General features: G+C 63.1%; 15 protein-coding genes. 10 read left to right on the forward strand and 5 right to left on the reverse strand.

Translation table 11 applies throughout. From position 1 onward, the window contains the following. Window positions 1-107: 107 nt before the first annotated feature. Window positions 108-1553, forward strand: coding sequence for a helix-turn-helix transcriptional regulator (locus tag C811_RS15030; protein ID WP_016310561.1), 1446 nt, complete (start codon window positions 108-110; stop codon window positions 1551-1553). Between the two features lie 41 nt (window positions 1554-1594). Here C811_RS15030 and C811_RS15035 read toward each other — a convergent pair whose 3' ends face one another. Beyond that, entirely contained in the window at window positions 1595-2527 is a 933-nt protein-coding gene (locus C811_RS15035; protein WP_016310562.1) for a LysR family transcriptional regulator, read from the reverse strand. Between the two features lie 472 nt (window positions 2528-2999). On the opposite strand from C811_RS15035, the gene cysK reads away from it, so the two are divergent. Then, window positions 3000-3932 carry a cysteine synthase A gene (cysK, locus tag C811_RS15040; RefSeq protein WP_016310563.1) on the forward strand — a complete coding sequence of 311 codons (933 nt, stop codon included), beginning with the start codon at window positions 3000-3002 and terminating at the stop codon, window positions 3930-3932. A 414-nt stretch (window positions 3933-4346) separates the two neighbouring features. On the opposite strand, the gene C811_RS15045 is transcribed toward cysK, so the two are convergent. Beyond that, window positions 4347-5330: a helix-turn-helix transcriptional regulator gene (locus tag C811_RS15045; protein WP_016310564.1), complete on the reverse strand. Its 984-nt coding sequence runs from the start codon at window positions 5328-5330 to the stop codon at window positions 4347-4349. Between the two features lie 204 nt (window positions 5331-5534). Between C811_RS15045 and frc the strand changes: the two genes are divergently transcribed. The 3 genes from frc to C811_RS0104280 all read left to right on the forward strand — a co-directional run bounded on the left by frc (window position 5535) and on the right by C811_RS0104280 (window position 7630). Further along, window positions 5535-6902, forward strand: a complete 1368-nt coding sequence (gene frc / locus C811_RS15050) for a formyl-CoA transferase (RefSeq protein ID WP_016310565.1) — start codon at window positions 5535-5537, stop codon at window positions 6900-6902. Between the two features lie 173 nt (window positions 6903-7075). Next, on the forward strand, window positions 7076-7255 hold the full coding sequence (locus C811_RS16380) for a helix-turn-helix domain-containing protein (RefSeq protein WP_031325552.1): 180 nt from the start codon (window positions 7076-7078) through the stop codon (window positions 7253-7255). A 93-nt stretch (window positions 7256-7348) separates the two neighbouring features. Beyond that, a complete protein-coding gene (locus C811_RS0104280; RefSeq protein ID WP_016310566.1) occupies window positions 7349-7630 on the forward strand; it encodes a helix-turn-helix domain-containing protein in 282 nt (93 codons plus the stop codon). An 18-nt stretch (window positions 7631-7648) separates the two neighbouring features. On the opposite strand, the gene C811_RS15055 is transcribed toward C811_RS0104280, so the two are convergent. After that, window positions 7649-7933 carry a LysR family transcriptional regulator gene (locus C811_RS15055; protein ID WP_016310567.1) on the reverse strand — a complete coding sequence of 95 codons (285 nt, stop codon included), beginning with the start codon at window positions 7931-7933 and terminating at the stop codon, window positions 7649-7651. Window positions 7934-8218: 285 nt separating this feature from the next. Between C811_RS15055 and C811_RS15060 the strand changes: the two genes are divergently transcribed. From C811_RS15060 to C811_RS15070, 5 genes are all read left to right on the forward strand, one after another. After that, window positions 8219-9457 carry a radical SAM/SPASM domain-containing protein gene (locus tag C811_RS15060; protein ID WP_022926697.1) on the forward strand — a complete coding sequence of 413 codons (1239 nt, stop codon included), beginning with the start codon at window positions 8219-8221 and terminating at the stop codon, window positions 9455-9457. After that, complete coding sequence (locus tag C811_RS16785) at window positions 9441-9617, forward strand: hypothetical protein (protein ID WP_016310569.1); 177 nt, start codon at window positions 9441-9443, stop codon at window positions 9615-9617. Before C811_RS15060 ends, C811_RS16785 begins: the two co-directional genes overlap by 17 nt. 40 nt (window positions 9618-9657) lie before the next feature. After that, window positions 9658-10200, forward strand: coding sequence for a hypothetical protein (locus C811_RS0104285; RefSeq protein WP_156997116.1), 543 nt, complete (start codon window positions 9658-9660; stop codon window positions 10198-10200). Between the two features lie 12 nt (window positions 10201-10212). After that, a complete protein-coding gene (locus C811_RS15065) occupies window positions 10213-10455 on the forward strand; it encodes a helix-turn-helix domain-containing protein (protein WP_016310571.1) in 243 nt (80 codons plus the stop codon). Window positions 10456-10848: 393 nt separating this feature from the next. Next, entirely contained in the window at window positions 10849-11169 is a 321-nt protein-coding gene (locus tag C811_RS15070; protein WP_016310572.1) for a hypothetical protein, read from the forward strand. A gap of 238 nt (window positions 11170-11407) precedes the next feature. Here the strand turns inward: C811_RS15070 and nifJ are convergent, their stop codons facing one another. Next, window positions 11408-15148 (reverse strand): pyruvate:ferredoxin (flavodoxin) oxidoreductase, encoded by a 3741-nt coding sequence (gene nifJ, locus C811_RS15075; protein WP_016310573.1) that lies wholly within the window; start codon window positions 15146-15148, stop codon window positions 11408-11410. A 568-nt stretch (window positions 15149-15716) separates the two neighbouring features. Further along, window positions 15717-16769, reverse strand: coding sequence for an AEC family transporter (locus C811_RS15080; protein WP_016310574.1), 1053 nt, complete (start codon window positions 16767-16769; stop codon window positions 15717-15719). Window positions 16770-16990: the final 221 nt, after the last annotated feature.

Below are 16990 nucleotides of genomic sequence, written 5' to 3' on the forward strand. Positions count from 1 at the left end.
AATCGTGGAGTGGTCGGGGGCTCCCCGATGGCGGAGGGAGGTTCTACAGTGAGGGTGGATTTGCAGTGAGGGCTGAGCGCGGGTCGGCGGCGAGAGAGGACGCCGCGGTGGAAATCGAACGGGACGGAGAGGAAGCCGGCCGCCACAACGGTCGGCGCGTGCCGTGGTCGGCGCTGTGCGTGCCGGTGGCCTTTTTGGGGCTGGGGGTGTATCGCGCTTGGATCGAGATCGTCTTCGTGGGCTCGTTCGTCGGCTTTCCGGCCTCAAGCGTGCCGGTGCGCGACCTGTTCGACTGGACGATGGTGGCCACGGCCCTGGGCTGCACGCTGCTGGCGCGCCATATCGGCCCCTTCTTCAACAAGCGAAGCGTGTTCGCGCTGTGCGCGGCGGCCCTGATCGCCTCCACGGTGCTGATGTTCGTCTCCTGCTGGCACGTGGAGGCGGCCTCGGCTTTGGGGGTGCCCTCGGCGCTGCTCGGCGGCTTCGGCATTGCCCTCGCCATTCTCGTTTGGAGCGAGCTGTACAGCTGCCTGAATCCCCTGCGCGTCGCCCTGTACTACTCCGCCTCCATTGCGGCGGGTGCCTTGGTGCTGTATGTGTACCGCGGCTTTATGCTGCCGTGGCTGTTCGCCATGACGGCGCTCCTGCCGGCGGCGTCGTTGCTGATGGCGCGTCGGGCCTTTGCGAGCCTGCCTGCGGCCGAGCTGCCCTCCACATCGTGGAGCCGCTTCTCGGTGCCGTGGAAGGCGGTGCTGTTCATGGCGGCCTATGCCTTCGGTTACGGCCTGCTGGAGGGCGGTATGTACCAAGGTCCCTTCGGTCCCCATTCTGCGCCCGGGGCCGTGGTGGTGGCGCTGCTCGTCTACCTCGGCGTCGCCATGCGCGGCGGCCGCTTCGACTTCAGCCTCATATACCGGGTCGCTCTGCCGCTCGTGGTGGTGGCCCTCACCATCGTGCCGCTGTTCGGCTATGTGCAGGGCCAGGCCGCGAACTTCTGCATGAGCGGCGCCTATACGGCCCAGTCGATCATCATCATGCTCATCATGGCGAACATCTGCTACCGCTTCGGCGTGTCGGCTATCTGGCTGTTCGGCATCGAGCGCGGGGTGCGCCAGGTGGTCATGTGGCTCGGGCGCATGACGGCGGATGCGGTGGAGAGCCAGGAGGTGCTGGGCGCGATGGGGGATATGGCCGTGGCGTTGCTGGCCCTGGTGGCCGTGGTGGCGGCAACGACTATCCTCCTCTCGGAGCGTGATCTCACGAGCCGCTGGGGCGCGAATTTCCTCTCGGGCGGCACCGATTCGGCGGCCTTGGCCCGCAAGCAGGAGCTGGCCGACCGTTGCGCCGAGATAGCGCGGCGCTATAAGCTCTCGGCCCGGGAAGAGGAGGTACTGCTCCTCTTGGCGCAGCATAAGACCGTGGGCATCATCGAGCGAGAGCTCGTTATCGCCAACGGCACCGCGAAGGCCCACGTGCGCCATATCTACCAGAAGCTCGACATCCACACGCGCCAGGAGCTGTTCGACCTGCTGGATATGGAGCCGCGGGATTGAGAAGGCCGCTCGGCGGCTCTCGGGTGGGCCGCGGGCGCTGCCTACAGGCCCGCCAGGCCGATCTGGTAGCCTTCCACGAACAGGCTTAGCTTCTCGATGTAGCGTTGGGCCAAATCAGACAGCTGGCGTTCGTTATGCACGATGTAGCCCACGCGCATGAGCTCCTTGGTGGCCAAAGGAACGCTGGCAATGCCCGTGTGCATCTCGCTCGACAGCATGCCGGTGGAGATGGTGTAGCCATCATGGTGGGCCAGCAGGTTCGATAGCGTGCCCCGGTCGCTCACGGCGATGCGCTTGCCGTGGGGCAGCTCGGCGAAGGGCTCCTCGGCATAGAAGAACGAGTTGGCGTTGCCCTGCTCGAAGGCGTAGCGCGGCCAGGCTGCCAAGTCGTCCAGGGTGACCTCGGTTCGCTCGGCCAGGGGATGGCTCGCGCTCACGAAGATATGGGGCTGGGCGGAGAACAGCAGGTTGAACGAGAGGTTCGCATCGTCTAGGGCGTGGCCGATGACGCTCTCGTTGAACGACGACAGGTAGAGCACGCCCAAATCGCTGCGGAAATCGCGCACGTCCTCGATGACCTCGGCGGTGCGGGTCTCGCGCAGGGAGAAGTTGTAGGCGTCCTCCTCGTATTCCTCGGCCAGCTCCAGGAAGGCCTCCACGACGAAGGCGTAGTGCTGGGAGGTGATGGCGAGGCGCTGGGCCTGGTTGCCCCCATCGCCGCGACCGGAATAGCGCTGGGCCATGAGGTCAGCCTGCTCCACCACTTGCCGCGCGTAGCCGAGCAGCTCCACGCCGTCGCTCGTGAGCGTGATGCCGCGGTTGGAGCGCTCGAAGATGGTGACGCCGGTCTCGCGCTCGATGTCGCGCACGGCCACTGACAGGCTCGACTGCGACACGTAGAGCGTGTGGGCCGCGGCGCTGATGGAGCCGTGGCTGGCAATGGCGATGAGGTAGCGCAGCTGTTGGAGGGTCATGGGGTGCTCCGTGGTTCTCGGGTGCTCGTTAAAGTCTAGTAACTTTCTAGGAATTATATACCGCTATCGGGAAAGCGGCCTGGTGAAATTCTAAGCGGCGGCATCTGTTTCGCGGGATCGGCCATCGAAAACCCCTATGGCCTTCTCGGTTGACGGAGGTTCGTTGACAGGTACGATGGGCCCATCAAAAGTCACCGCCGGTCGGACTTTCGGGTAATGCTCAGTCGCTCGGACAGTCCTCGCGTACATGGGATGCACGCTGCGGAACTCGCTTGGTGAGCCCACCCGAAATTCCTCCCTGCCGCACCTCGGCTGAGGTAGAGCGTAGGGGGAACACGGGGCGTTCTGACCGAGCGAGTTCCGCAGCGACGAGAACAGTCCAGTGGGCTGTTCTCCAAAGCGAGGACTGTTTGAGCGAATCAGGATACCCCGTGGTCCCGACCGGGAAGAGTTGCAAGCGAAAGGACTTTCCATGAACGTGCACAAGAGCATTGCCGAGCTGATCGGGCACACGCCCCTGGTGGAGCTGGCCAATTACGAGCGGGCCTGCGGCGTGCCGGCTACGCTGCTCGGGAAGGTGGAGTCCTTCAACCCCACCGGCTCGGTGAAGGACCGCGCCGCCCTCGCCATGATCGAGGCGGCTGAGGCCGCCGGGCTCATCGACGACGAGACGGTGCTCATCGAGCCCACGTCTGGCAACACCGGCATCGGCCTGGCGGCTTTGGCGGCGGTGCGGGGCAACCGCATCATCATCACCATGCCCGAGACCATGTCCCAGGAACGGCGCAACCTCATGCGCGCCTATGGGGCCGAGCTCGTGCTCACCGAGGGCGCCAAGGGCATGAAGGGCGCCATCGCCAAAGCTGATGAGCTGGCCGCCGAGATTCCCAACTCGTTCATTCCCTCGCAGTTCACCAATGCGGCGAATCCCGCCGTGCACGAGCGCACCACCGGGCCCGAGATCTGGGAGGATACCGACGGGACGGTGGACATCCTCGTGGCCGGCGTGGGCACCGGCGGCACCATTTCGGGCACCGGGGCCTACCTGAAGGCCCAGAACCCGGACATCCAGGTGGTGGCTGTGGAGCCGGCCGGCTCGCCGGTGCTTTCTGAGGGGCGCGCGGGCTCCCACAAGATCCAGGGCATTGGCGCCGGGTTCGTGCCCGACACGCTGAACACCGACATCTACGACGAGGTGATCGCCATCACCGACGAGGAGGCCTTCGCCGCCGGGCGCGAGCTGGCGGCCCACGACGGCCTGTTGGTGGGCATCTCCTCGGGGGCCGCGGTGGCCGCGGCCACCAAGCTGGCCCAGCGTCCCGAGAACGCCGGCAAGACTATCGTGGTCATCCTGCCCGACACCGGCGAGCGCTACCTGTCCACCGCTATGTTCGACTTCGAGTAGGCGCAGCGACATCGGGAAGGCCGGATAGCCGCCTTTGCGCGGGAGGCACGGTGCGACGCTGCGATCGTCGATCCCGCGGCTTCTCCGGCCCCGTTTTGTTTCTGAAAGAAGTGAAATTGTGCAGTAAACTCCGCGAGATAGATATAGGCTGCTCCGGGTTCGCGCGTCGATGATTTCCATCTAGATGTTTTCCCAGGTGAAGGGAACCTCCCTGGCTGGCAAGTGCCAGGGAGGTTCCCTTCGCATCTATTTCGCGGAGTTTACTGCACAGAAAGTGCGATTACGGAAACGCAGCGATCTTGTGGCGTGCAGAGCGCCTCCTATGAGAGGGCGACGGTTGTGTCGGCGGTCTTGCGCGAGCGTCGTCGGCACGAAAGGCGGTTTTCTCGGTCGGAATGCTCGAGGCGGTCAGCCCTACGCGTAGTCTTCGAGGATCTCTCGCAGATAGGCCGCATACTCGGCGACGAGGGCGGCGGGCGCTTCGATGCGCATGGCGCGGCCGAACTGGGCGAGCCAGCCGAAGAACACGGGGCTCGGCGCCACGGTCACGTAGGCCCGCGCCGCGCCGTCTTCGGCCACGGTGCTCTCCACGTCCTTGCCGAAGCGGTCGATGAGGGCCCCCATAACCGACTCGTCCACACGCAGGGTCACGCGCTGCGTCGTGCCGCCGAACATGGAGAACGTGCGGGCGCTGTAGGCCTCGGCATCGAAGGTGGCGATGGCCTGGTTGCGGGCGGCCGGCTCGTCGGCGATGCGCAGGCCCTGCATGCGATCTACGCGATAGGTGGGGAAGCTCTCATGTTTGTCGTTGTAGGCGATAAGGTAGTAGCAGCCTTCCGAGTAGATGAGGCGCACGGGCGTCTCGCAGTAGGTGCGACCCTCCTTCTGGGGCACGGGGCGCTTGGCCGCATCGTACTTCACGTAGCGGAAGGCCACCTTGCGCCGCTGGCTTAAGGCCTCGTGGATGGTGTCTACGTGGTGGAACACCGACTCGTTCTGCATTTTGATGCGGCCCTCCACGTGCACGTGCTTCTTGAGCGAGCGCACCTGGTGGCGCGAACCTAAGGTGGCCACGCCGGCAGCCAGGCGGTTGGCCATGCGCTGGGTGAGGAAGCGCGAGGACTGCACCGCGTCGGTAAGCAGCATGAGTTCGGCGCCTGAGAAGGTGCGCGAGCCTAGGGCGTAGCTCACCGGGCGGGTGGGCAGCTTCACGATGTCCATGCCGAAGGAGCGCAGCGTCTCGATATCGCGGTAGACGGACTTGCGCTCCGCATCGATCCCGCGCTCGGCGAGGCCCTCGATGAGCTCCGGCGTAGTCAGCCCGTGGGCCTCGTCGGTTTGCTCGTAGAGCATTTGCATCAGGTACAAGAGCTTCAGCTTTTGACTCTCCGCGCCCACCGGGCACCGTCCTTTCCATTTGCGAGCGGCGGCTGCGGGCTGGTTTTGGCCGGTGTGCGACGGTCGCTCTGGCCATCTTCCCGTCCGTCCACGGGCTGCAAACCGCTTGTTGACAAAGGTCGCGACCGCTGATCCGAGCCGCGGGCGCTCCATAGAATACATGCTGTGCTCCATTGTAAATCCTTTGAGAAGCGAGGTGTTCCCGTGACTACAACAAACGCGAATTCCACCGCCCCCTTGGCGGGTATCAAGGTCATCGACTGGACCGAGGTTCAGTCGGGCCCCTCCTGCACCCAGCTACTTGCCTGGATGGGCGCCGAAGTCATTAAGATCGAGCGTCCTGGCGGCGACCCGACCCGTACCGAGCTGCTGGACATCGCCGATTCCTGGAGCGTGTACTACTTGCAGCTGAACTCCGGCAAGAAGTCGCTCACGCTGAACGTGAAGACGCCCGAGGGCAAGGAAGTGCTCACGAAGCTGCTGAAGGAGGCCGACCTGTTCATCGAGAACATCGGCCCGGGTGATGTGGAGAAGCTGGGCTTCGGTTGGGAACAGGTGCACGCCATCAACCCGCGCTGCATCATGGCGTCGCTGAAGGGCTTCGGCCAGAAAAGCCGTTTCTCTCACGTGAAGGCCTTCGAGCCCGTGGCCCAGTCGGCCGGCGGTGCCGCCTCCACGACCGGCTGGAACGAGGGCTCCTTCAACGTGCCCACCCAGTCTGCTGCGGCTTTGGGCGACTCCAACACCGGCATGCACCTGACCATCGGCGTGCTGTCGGCGCTGCTGCAGCGTGAGCGCACTGGCGAGGGCTGCTACGTGTACCAGTCCATGCAGAACGCCGTGCTGAACCTGTGTCGCATCAAGCTGCGCGACCAGATCATGTTGGACAACCTGGGTGCGCTGCCGCACTACGAGGTGTATCCCGATTGGAATTGGGGCCGTGCCATCCCGCGTGCCGAGAACACCGAGGGCGGTCAGGTCATCGGTTGGTGCTACAAGGCCAAGGGCTGGGAAACCGACCCGAACGCCTACGTGTACATCGTGGTGCAGAACTCCGAGAAGGCCTTCAAGGGCCTGTGCGAGGCCATTGGCAAGCCCGAGTTGGCCACCGATCCGAAGTTCACGCCGTGGAGCAACCGCCAGCTGCACAAGGACGAGCTGTATCCCATCATCGAGGAGTACACCAAGCAATACGACAAGTACGAGCTGACCGACAAGCTCGGCGCAGCCGGTGTGCCGGTGGGGCCGGTGCTCGATTGGTACGAGATCGAGAACGACCCAGACCTTCTGGCCGACGGCACTATCCCCGAGATCGATCAGGGCGGTGCCCGCGGCAAGTTCAAGACCATCGGCTTGCCCTTCACCATGTCTAACTTCACGCCCGATTACACCCGTGCGCCTGACCTGGGCGAGAACAACGCCGAGATTTTGGAGAGCTTGGGATATACCGCCGATCAGGTAAAGGAGTTCACCGAGAAGGGTGTGCTCGAGGCGCCCACCACGCCGAGCAATCCGGCGGTGAAGGTCATCACCTACGCGGAGTACCAGGCACAGCAGAAGGCGGCCAAGTAGCTTTTCCGTCCCACACAATGTGACATTTGTTGCCCGCGCCGAGCCCCTTTTGGGGCTCGGTGTTTGCATATTTGCCGCCATTCGCTCAGAGTTCATATATAACCGGATGATGTTTTCCAAGGCGCGTTAGCCTTGGGTTCATGAAAAATGTTTAGAGCAAAGTCGGCCGTCGTATTCGCGATATTCGCGTGTCCCAGGGCATACCCCAAGGGCAACTTGCCGACATGGCTCATATGACGAAATCCTATATGAGCGAGATTGAGGCGGGGAAGAAAAATCTTACGCTGCGCTCGACGGCGAAGATTGCCGACTGTCTCGGCGTAACGCTGGAGGAGCTTTTTCGCGGCGTGTAGCCGCTTCGCCGTCATCCAGGGGTTTGCGCATTGACGCGTTGGGGCATTCTTTAGGCTGATTCACCTGTAAGTAACATATATGATACTGGTTCCGTGGGCGCGGTCGCTACCCTTTTGCCCATGGGCGATACGAAACATATCATTGCGAGTCGCGTACGGACCTTGCGGGAAGAGCAGGGTTGGAGTCAGGCGGAGTTCGGTCAAATCGCCGGGCTGAGCCGGGTGCAGATTTGCCGTTTCGAAGCCGAAGAGGGCAATCTGACCCTGCGCAATCTGGATAAGATTCTCGACGGGCTCGGCCTGACCATCGAGAATCTTTTCGACGAGCACCCGAGAAACGGGAGAGACGACGCGCGGGAAATGCCCGAGCGATAGGACGGATGACGTCTTAACTTAAAGGCCGTCTTCGCAGAGGGATCCCTCGTCGAGATTCGCGAACGCGCACAATTCCTCATAAGCGGCGGAGACATTGCGCACATGCCGAGCGAAGGCGCGGCCGAACGAAGTGGCCTGAATGGAGCGTCCCTTGCGCTCGGTCAGCGGCTGCCCGCAGAGTTTTTCCGTTTCGCTCACGACCCTTGCAATGGCCTGGGGCGTGACATGAAGCAGCTCGCCTGCCTGGGCGTAACTCTCTAGCTCTACCGCATAGCGAATGTAGTTTAGCTGCTCGATGTTCATAGTCGCCTCAAAGTGTCATCGAAAAATGGTGATGAATGGATGATAAACATTGATTTGCAGAAAGGTGTTCCATATATGCTACTTTGGGCAAGAGCAGGCAAGGTAAATTTTCTCAGTGCTCTACTGGAGGAATTATGGGGCGATGATCAGTAGATATGTTGAGTTTATGAACAATCATCAATAAATCATTGTGAATCTGAGCCGTCTTGACGGCGAGAAATGGGGGACACTGTGGAGGAGCGTCTTTCATTCGGCAATTTCCGGTTTGGGCGAAAGCGGAGCAACGTGGAAAACGAGATAAGGTTCTTTCGGGTCGGGCGCGTTCCCATGATGGGCAATCCTGCCACCGGGCACCTGATCGGGCTGTCCGACGACGAGGTGGCTGTGGCCCGCGCCTTTGCCGCGGGCGAGGTGCCGCTTGACGCGGTGGCGGGCGTCCATGGGGCGCTGGCCGATCAGCTGCGGCAGGGCGCTTACGGAGCCCGGCGGCTGCCGTGGGTGCGCAGCGCCTACCTGCATGTGACCCACCGTTGCAATCTATGCTGCGAAGGATGCTATTCGTGGGAAGGGCATCGCAACCGCTTGCCCGATCCGACCGTGGGCGAGCTGAGGCGCGCTCTGCGCTTTCTCTCTCGCCAGGGGATCGACGAGCTGAACGTTTCCGGTGGCGAGCCCTTCCTGCGCGACGATCTGCCGGCGGTGCTGGAGGCGGCTGCCATCGAGTTCGGCATTCCGTCCATAAACGTATTGACGAACGGCACCGTGCTGGACCCTGTGCTTTTGCAGGCGTGCGCTCCCTTCGTTTCGATGCTGTCGGTCTCCTTCGACGGGGCCTCTGCCGATGATGCGGCATGGGTGCGGGGCGAGCAGCGCTTCGACGAGCTGGTCGCATTTGCGCGCGCGGCTCAGGATGCGGGCATGTCCGTTTGCATCACGCCCACGCTGCACCGCTGGAACATGGAGGACGTTCCGCGCTACATCGCCTTGGCGGATGCGCTCGGCGTGCAGGTGGGCTTCAGCTTGCTATCGCCTACGAGCACGGGGGAAGTGCGCCACGACCTGCTGCCGCGCGGGGATGATTTGCATCGGCTGGCCCGGCTGATGCTTGAGGCGGCCGAGGGCGGGGAAGAGGTGGCGGTGGAATCGCTGGCCTGCGGCCTGGCCTGTCGGGACAACTGCGGTGCAGGCATAACCTCGCTGAGCGTGGCGGCCGATGGGAGCGTGTACCCGTGCCACATGATGCACGATGCGCGCTTCTGCATGGGCAACGTGTTCACCGGCGACAGCCCGACGTGTGAGGAGCGGCTGGCAATGGCCGAGCGCGTCCATGCCTGGGATGCGGAGAGCGCATGTTCCGCCTGCGACTTTCGGTGGCTGTGCGGCGGCGGTTGCCGCGCCCGCACCTTGGGCGCCCAAACACGGGAAGATCCCTACTGCGAAACGCACCGTGCGTTTTTCAGCGGGGTTTTCGACCAGATAGAACGGCATCTAACAAAGGAGGATCATCATGCTGTTTCACACTAACCCGAACGTGAAGTCGATTTGCCACAAGATCGGAGTTGCTGGTATTTGCATTAGCCAAGGTTTTGCAAAGCTGCCCAAAAGGGAAGAGATGCTCACCGCCGCTTCGGAAAAAGCTGCAAACACCCGAGCATTTTCCAAGGTGCGGCTGGCTCAGATATAATACGCTTATAGCTAATTAGGGAAAGATCGAAAGGGCTGCGGTGGGAACGAACAGAGAGGCGCGGATGATAAACGCCTCGCTCAGTAAAGCAAATCGGGCTGGCAAGGTATTCTGCATCGTTTTCTCATGTGCAGCAGCTTTTTCGGCGCTGTTTGCCATTTTGTTTTTCGTGCTTCAGGTGGTTGTTGGGGAAAGCGTTTTTTCTGACCCGGCTCTTGCCGTAGGGGCTATCTACTCCCTCGTCGAGACAGCCGTTATGTTCGCTGTCTATGTGCTTTGTGCTCGTCTGGCCTATGATGTTTCGAGGGGAATGACACCTTTTTGCAAAGTGCAAGTTAAGAGGATTACGAGAGCGGGATGGCTTATGCTGGCCTTTACCCTCCTCGGTTTGGTTTGGGATCCCATAACCTCTCCCATTCTTGCGTCGTCGAGCTCACTTGCTGTGGGCTTCGAGGGCGGCCAGGATTCTATCGATTTTCATATTAACTTTGGCGCACTGGTGGCAACGGGGGCCTTCTTCCTGTTCTCGTATATCTTGAACTACGGCAAGACGCTGCAGGAGCTTGCGGATGAGACGGCGTAGGGTGGTTGTGTCATGGGCGTGATCGTTAACCTGGATGTCATGCTGGCCCGCCGCAAGATGGCCTCGAACGATCTGGCTGAGCGCATCGGATTGTCGCAGAACAACCTGTCGCGCATCAAGACGGGAAAGATCAAGGCCATCCGTTTTTCCACGCTGGGCGCTCTGTGCCGCGAGCTCGATTGCAAGCCGGGCGACCTCTTGGATTACATCTACGACGAAACCGACGAGCTCGACGACTTCGAGCCGGAAGAGTAGCACGCCCTGCCAGCTCCTTTCGAAGAGCCTCCGCAAAAGACGAACCGCCTCCCTTCTTTCATGTCAAAGAAATGGGAGGCGGTTCGTTGTCATAGTTGGGAGGCTTTTCACGTTATGGCACGAACTCTGGTCTCGCGCTGAATGGCCAGCTAACCGTAAGGCAACAGAAGAGCGATGCGGCTTCTTTCCCCTGGTCACGTCGGAGTATATTGGAGTGGCCAGTCAATGTTAAACGTTGATTGAGAGTTTTGCACAAGTACGAATAAAAAGGCAGTAATGGTGCGAGACCCTGATTGTTCGGGATGCTATCCCATGATCAACCTCAAGCAAAGCTAACGCCGGCGGCCTCATCGTCGCGTCCAGGACGTTAGGGAAAACCGTTAGGAGGAACATATGCACCAAGCGAACTCGCACATGGACCTCTTCAAGGCCGATTTCATGTACGTGGGCCCCGAGCGCATTCCCGTGGGCTTCATCGTCCCCCAATCCGACGACGATACCGAGAAGGACGCGCTCTCGTTCTCCTTCGACGACAAGGAGATGGCCGACCTCACGGTTGGGTTCTCCGTCCCGAAGAGCTGGCTGGATGCCAAAGACCGCGAGGGGAAGAATTACCTGGCCTACGGTCGCGTCGAAGGGGACTACCATAAGGACACCGAGGGCCTTGTTGTTCCGACTGTCCGCTACACCTGGCTCGACATTGCCGTCGCCTAAGGAAAACGGCGGCGAAGAAACGGAAGGCGCCTGTGCCGGTGGCTGCATCGGCGGGAGCGCCTCCCTCGTCTAGAGCCCCGCCTTCGGGGAACCGTCGGCGGGGCTCTGGTGTGTCGGAGCTGTATTTCGATGTGGCAGGCGCGCTTGCTCGAAGGCCCTTGTCGCTCTCGAAGGCCCTTGTCGCTCGCGGCCGATCGCGCCTGCAAGGGCTCCTCTGTCGGGAGATCGCCGGCTGTGCTCAGTTGCTCTCGGGCTCGTACACCTTTACTTCGCGTTCCAGCTCGGTGTACTCGCGGGCGAGGTCTTTGGAAAGCTCGCTGTGCAGCGTGCGGGCGCGGGCTGGGTCGCGGGCCAGCAGCGACGCGAAGCGGTCCTGCTTGGCGAGGAAGTCGTCAAGCCCATCATCGGGAGCCTGGTAGTCCACGGCAAGCGGGTCTTTGCCCGCGGCGGCCAGCATGGGGTTGAAGCGGAAAAGCGGCCAGTAGCCGGCGTGCACGCCCTCGCGGGCCACGCGCAAGTTTGTGCTCATGCCGCCCTTGATGCCCCAGCTGATGCACGGGCACAGCGCGATGACGATGGAGGGCCCGTCGTAGGCCTCGGCCTCGCGCAGGGCGCGGATGGTCTGCTCCATGTCGGCACCGAGGCACACCTGGGCCACGTACACGTAGTCGTACTGCATCATCATGCGGCCCAGATCCTTGCGCGGCGTTGGCTTGCCGTCTAAGGTGAAGCCGGACACGCTGCCCAGCTCCGTGGCCTTCGACATCTCGCCGCCGGTGTTGGAGTAGCCCTCGGTGTCCAGCACGAGCACGTTGATGTTCTCGCCCGAGGCCAGCACCTCATCCAGACCGCCGAAGCCGATGTCGTAGGCCCAGCCGTCGCCGCCCACGGCCCACACGCTCTTCTTCCCGAACATCTCGCCGTAGTCGAGGATCTCGTCGGCCAACGCGCGGGCAGGGTCGCTCTCGGCAAGGCGCTCCCGCTCGGCTTGCAGCGCCCGCTGGGCCGCCTGGCCCAGGTCATAGGCGGCGTCGGCGTCGTCAGCCGCGGCCAGCCAGTCGCGCAGAAGCGCCGTCGTGGTGGGGGAGAAGGCCGGCGTGCCACCTGTCGGCGTGCCGGCGCCCGACGCGCTCGGGGCTGTCTGTGCGGGCGCACCTCCGGCAATGCCTTGCTGCGCGTCCTCGCCGACGGGGTCGACGAACGTCGTCGCAGACGGGATCTCCTCTCCCACGGCCCGCTTCACGAGGTCGGTAAGATGGCGCCGGCGCACCTTCACGGCCTTGGCGATGCCGTAGCCGAATTCCCCGTTGTCCTCGAACAGCGAGTTTCCCCAGGCCGGACCGTGACCGTTCGGCTTCACCGTGTAGGGCATCGAGGGCATGTAGGCGCCCCAGATAGAGGAGCAGCCCGTGGCGTTCGCGATGATGAGGCGGTCGCCGAACAGCTGGGTGAGCAGCTTCACGTAGGGGGTCTCTCCGCAGCCGCCGCAGCAGCCGGAGAACTCCAGCAGCGGTTTCTGCAGCTGGGTGCCGGGAACGGAATCGGTGGGCACGCGGTCGTCCTTCAGCGCGATGTTGGCCTGGGCGAAGGCGAGGTTTTCCTTTTGGGTGGCAAGTTGGCTGGCCAGCGGCTGCATGGTGAGCGCCTTGCCCGGGGCCGGGCAGTTGTCGGCGCAGCTGCCGCAGCCCACGCAGTCTTCCGGGTACACCTGAATGCGGAAGGCCATGCCGGCCAGTTGCGGAAGCCGCGCGGGCTTGGTGGCGAAGGCGGTCGGCGCGCCGGCGAGCTCGTCGGCTGTGGCCACGTAGGGGCGGATGGCGGCGTGGGGGCACACGAGCGAGCATTCGTAGCACTCCACGCACTTGGTGGCGTCCCAGGCGGGAATCTCGTAGGCCACGCAGCGCTTCTCGCAGGCAGCCGACCCGGGCGGCACGATGCCGTCGGGGGCCAGGGCGCTCACGGGCAGCTCATCACCGCGCAGCTCGTCCAAGGGGCGGAAGACGTTCTTGATGAAGGCATCCTCCCCGGGCACTGACCCTAGGCGCACGGCCGGGGCGGTCCCGGTACCGGCGGCGTAGTCGCTCGGCGCGGCACCATCGTCGCGGGCGTGCTCCCAGCTTTTCGGGTAGCCGATTCTCACGAGGGCATCCGCGGCCTTATCGATGGCCTGCTGGTCGCGGGCCACCACGTCGGCTCCCTTCGAGGCGTACACGGTAGCCACGTTCTCCTTTAGCAGCTGCACCGCCTCATCGAAGTCCATCACGCGGGTCAGGCGGAAGAACACCGTCTGCATGATCATGTTGATGCGCGGCCCCAGCCCCTCATCGGCGGCCAGCTTGGCGGCGTCGATGACGTAGAAGTCGGCGTGCTTGGCGGCGATGGCGCGCCGCAGCTTCGCGGGGAGCGCCGCGTCCAGCTCGTGCACGGAGGCCCAGGGTGCGTTCAGCACGAAGGTGCCCCCGTCGCGCAGGCGATCGAGCATATCGTAGCCGCGCTTCACGTAGATGTCCTTGTGGCAGGCCAGGTAATCGGCGCTCGTGATAAGCCAGGGTTCGTGCACGGGCGCCTCGCCGAAGCGCATATAGGAGATGGTGAGGCCGCCCGATTTCTTCGAGTCGAACCAGGAGTACTCCTGCACGAACTTGCCCGCGGCATCGCTCACGATGCGGGCCGCCACTTTGTTGGCGCTCACGGTGCCGTCGGAGCCGAAGCCGTAGAAGACGGCCTGGGTGAGCGGCTGGGAGGGCGCGGGCTCCCAGGCGGGCACGGGCAGCGACAGGTGGGTCACGTCGTCGTTGATGCCCACGGTGAAGCGCGTCTTCGGCTCGGGTGCGGCCATGGTGTCGAAGACCGCTTTGGCTTGAGCCGGCGTGAACTCCTTGGAGGAGAGTCCGTAGCGACCCCCGATGACGCGCACGTTCGGGCGCACGGCGGCCACGGCGGCCTGCACGTCCAGGAAGAGCGGCTCGCCCAGGCTGCCCGGCTCCTTCGTGCGGTCCAGTGCGCACACGACGCGTGCGGTGGCCGGCAGGGCCGCCAGCAGGTGCTCGGCTGAGAAGGGGCGGTACAGGCGCACCTTCACGAGGCCCACCTTCTCGCCGGCGTCCACGAGGGCGCGCACGGTGGCCTCCACGGTCTCGCAGCTGGAGGCCATGGTGACGATGACGCGCTCGGCATCGGCGGCGCCCACGTAGTCGAACAGGTGATACTGCCGCCCGCACACGCCTGCCAGCGCGTCCATGGTCTTCTGCACGATGCCCGGCAGCGCGTCGTAGGCGGCGTTGGGGGCCTCGCGGTTCTGGAAGTAGATGTCGGGGTTCTGAGCGGTGCCGCGGATGGCGGGGTGCTCCGGGTCCATGGCGCGGTGGCGGAAGGCGCTCACGGCCTGCCAGTTCACGAGCGGCCGCATGGTTTCGGGGTTTATCACGTCGATGGTCTGCACCTCGTCAGAGGTGCGGAAGCCGTCGAAGAAGTGCACGAAGGGCAGGCTCCCCTCGATGGCCGACAGGTGCGCCACCCAGGAGAGATCCTGGCATTCCTGCACCGAGGCCGAGCCCAGCATGGCCACGCCCGTGGCGCGCACGGCCATGAGGTCCTGGTGATCGCCGAAGATAGACAGCGCGTGGGCCGCCAACGAGCGCGTGGTGATGTGGAACACGCCGGGCAGCATCTCGCCGGATATCTTGTACATGTTGGGGATCATGAGCATGAGACCCTGGCTCGCCGTCATGGTAGTGGCGAGCGCCCCGCCGGCCAAACAGCCGTGCAGCGTGCCGGCCACGCCCTTTTCCGACTGCATCTCCTTCACCACTACCGGGTGCTCGAAGAAGTTCTCGCGGCCCGCAGCCGCCCACGATTCCACCTTCTCGGCCATGTGCGAGGCCGGCGTGATGGGGAAGATAGCCGCCACGTCCGACAACGCATAGGCCGCACTCGCCGCCGCCTCCATACCCGTGACCGCTCTGCGCTGCGTGCTCATGGGAGCTCCTCTCGCTCTGTTGCAATCTCAATAGATCCCTGGCAAGGCCCAGTGTGTTCCAAAATGGAACACACTGGGCCAAGACGACAATCCGATTGAGAGCCAGTGTAGACTGGAGTAGACGTCCTGCGGCGTTGCCCTTTCATCCGTAGGCCAGCTGCGAGATAACTGTTGAAGATTTCTCATCGGGTTCAGGAGAGGGGGTATCGCAATGCCAAAAGAAGGCGGGCGTTTCGCTGACTCGATACAGGTGCAGAATTCCACCCGGTCAAATCGGCCCCTTTTCTGCATCAATGCGAGTTGGGGCTCGATATGAGCAGGTTTCTCGTGTCAGATTGCAGAAAATGTGGTCATATGACCAAGCTTTATGCAGCGGATCCGGTCAAATCGGCTTCGATTCTGCATCGATGCAAATTCGGGCCCGATGTGACCAGGAAATACTAGAGAGAAGTACCGGGGGATGCCAAGCAGGGGCATCTTTTCGGGGAGGTCTCTGAAGGAAGAAAACAGGACGCCTTACCGGGTAAAGCGTCCTGTTTTCAGGTGGATCTGGTTGTCGGGGTGGCCCTTATGCGCCGAAGAGGTGCTCGATCATGGGGGTTACGACGATCCAGAGGGGCATGGTGGCGGCGAAGGCCAAGGTGGACACGGCCACGGTGGACGCGCCCTCGCGGACGTAGATGTTGTAGCGGCTGGAGATGATGATGCCGGAGAACGCCGGGGGCAGGGCGATGGCCAGCACGAGCATCTGCAGCATCACGCCGTGGATACCGCACACCAGGCCCAGCGCCAGGCCGATGGCCGGGGTGAGCAGGTTGCGGTAGAACACGTTCCAGATGGTCTCCTTGCCCAGGCTGAACTTCACGGTGGACAGCGCGATGCCGGCGGCGAACACGGCCAAGCCGGAGTTGGCCTTGGCGATGAGGCTGAAGCAGGGGTCCAGCTCGGCGGGGAACTTGATGCCGACGAGCACCATGACCACGGCCAGGATAGGCACCCACACCACCGGCTGCTTCAGCGACTTGATGACGGCGTCCAGGTTGGAGTTGTGGGCCTTCTTGGCCGGTGCGGGCGCGGCGGACGTGCCCTTGCCCGCAACGGCGGCCGTGCCCGTGGCGGCGAGTTTCGTCTTGCCCGCGGCCTCGGCGTTCAAGCCCTTGTTCACCAGGTAGAAGCCGATGGGAATGGTAATGGCGTTCACGATGATAGCCACGATGGCCACCACGAGGCCCGTCTGAGTGCCGGTGCCGAACACCGGGTCAAGCACGGCGAAGCCCAGAAAGCCGATGGTGGGCGATCCGGCGATAAGGGCGCAGACGCCGGCCTCGGCGATGTTGTGCTTGAACATCTTCCAGCACAAAAAGAAGCTGAGCATGAACATGCCGATGACCACGACCAGGCTCACGAGGGTGAGGGGAAGGTCGCTGAACAGCATCTCGCGGGTGGCCTTGGTGATGGAGAGGAACAGGGCCGCCGGCAGGGCGATGTCCAGCACGACCTTGTTCAGGCCCTGCATCTGGTCGTTATCGAACTTGTGCAATTTGCCGCCGAGGTAGCCGAGGATCATGATGGCGAAGATCGGCAGGATGTCGGCGATGATGATGTTACCGATGTCTCCCATTTTGGGCCTTCTTTCTCGGTTGATGTTATCTTGGGACTCTGCGCCGGTCGGGGCCGTGGGGCACCTCGATTCGCTCTGCAGTCCTCGCTTTGGAGAACAGGACGTTTAGTCCTGTTCTCGTCGCTGCGGAACTCGCTCGGTCGAGGCGCCCCGCGGCCCCTCTACACTCGGTCATTGTCGAGGGCGCATTCGACATGGCTCGTGGGGAATGGGAGACATGT

The organism is Adlercreutzia caecimuris B7 (assembly GCF_000403355.2).
Taxonomy (GTDB): Bacteria; Actinomycetota; Coriobacteriia; order Coriobacteriales; family Eggerthellaceae; genus Adlercreutzia; species Adlercreutzia caecimuris.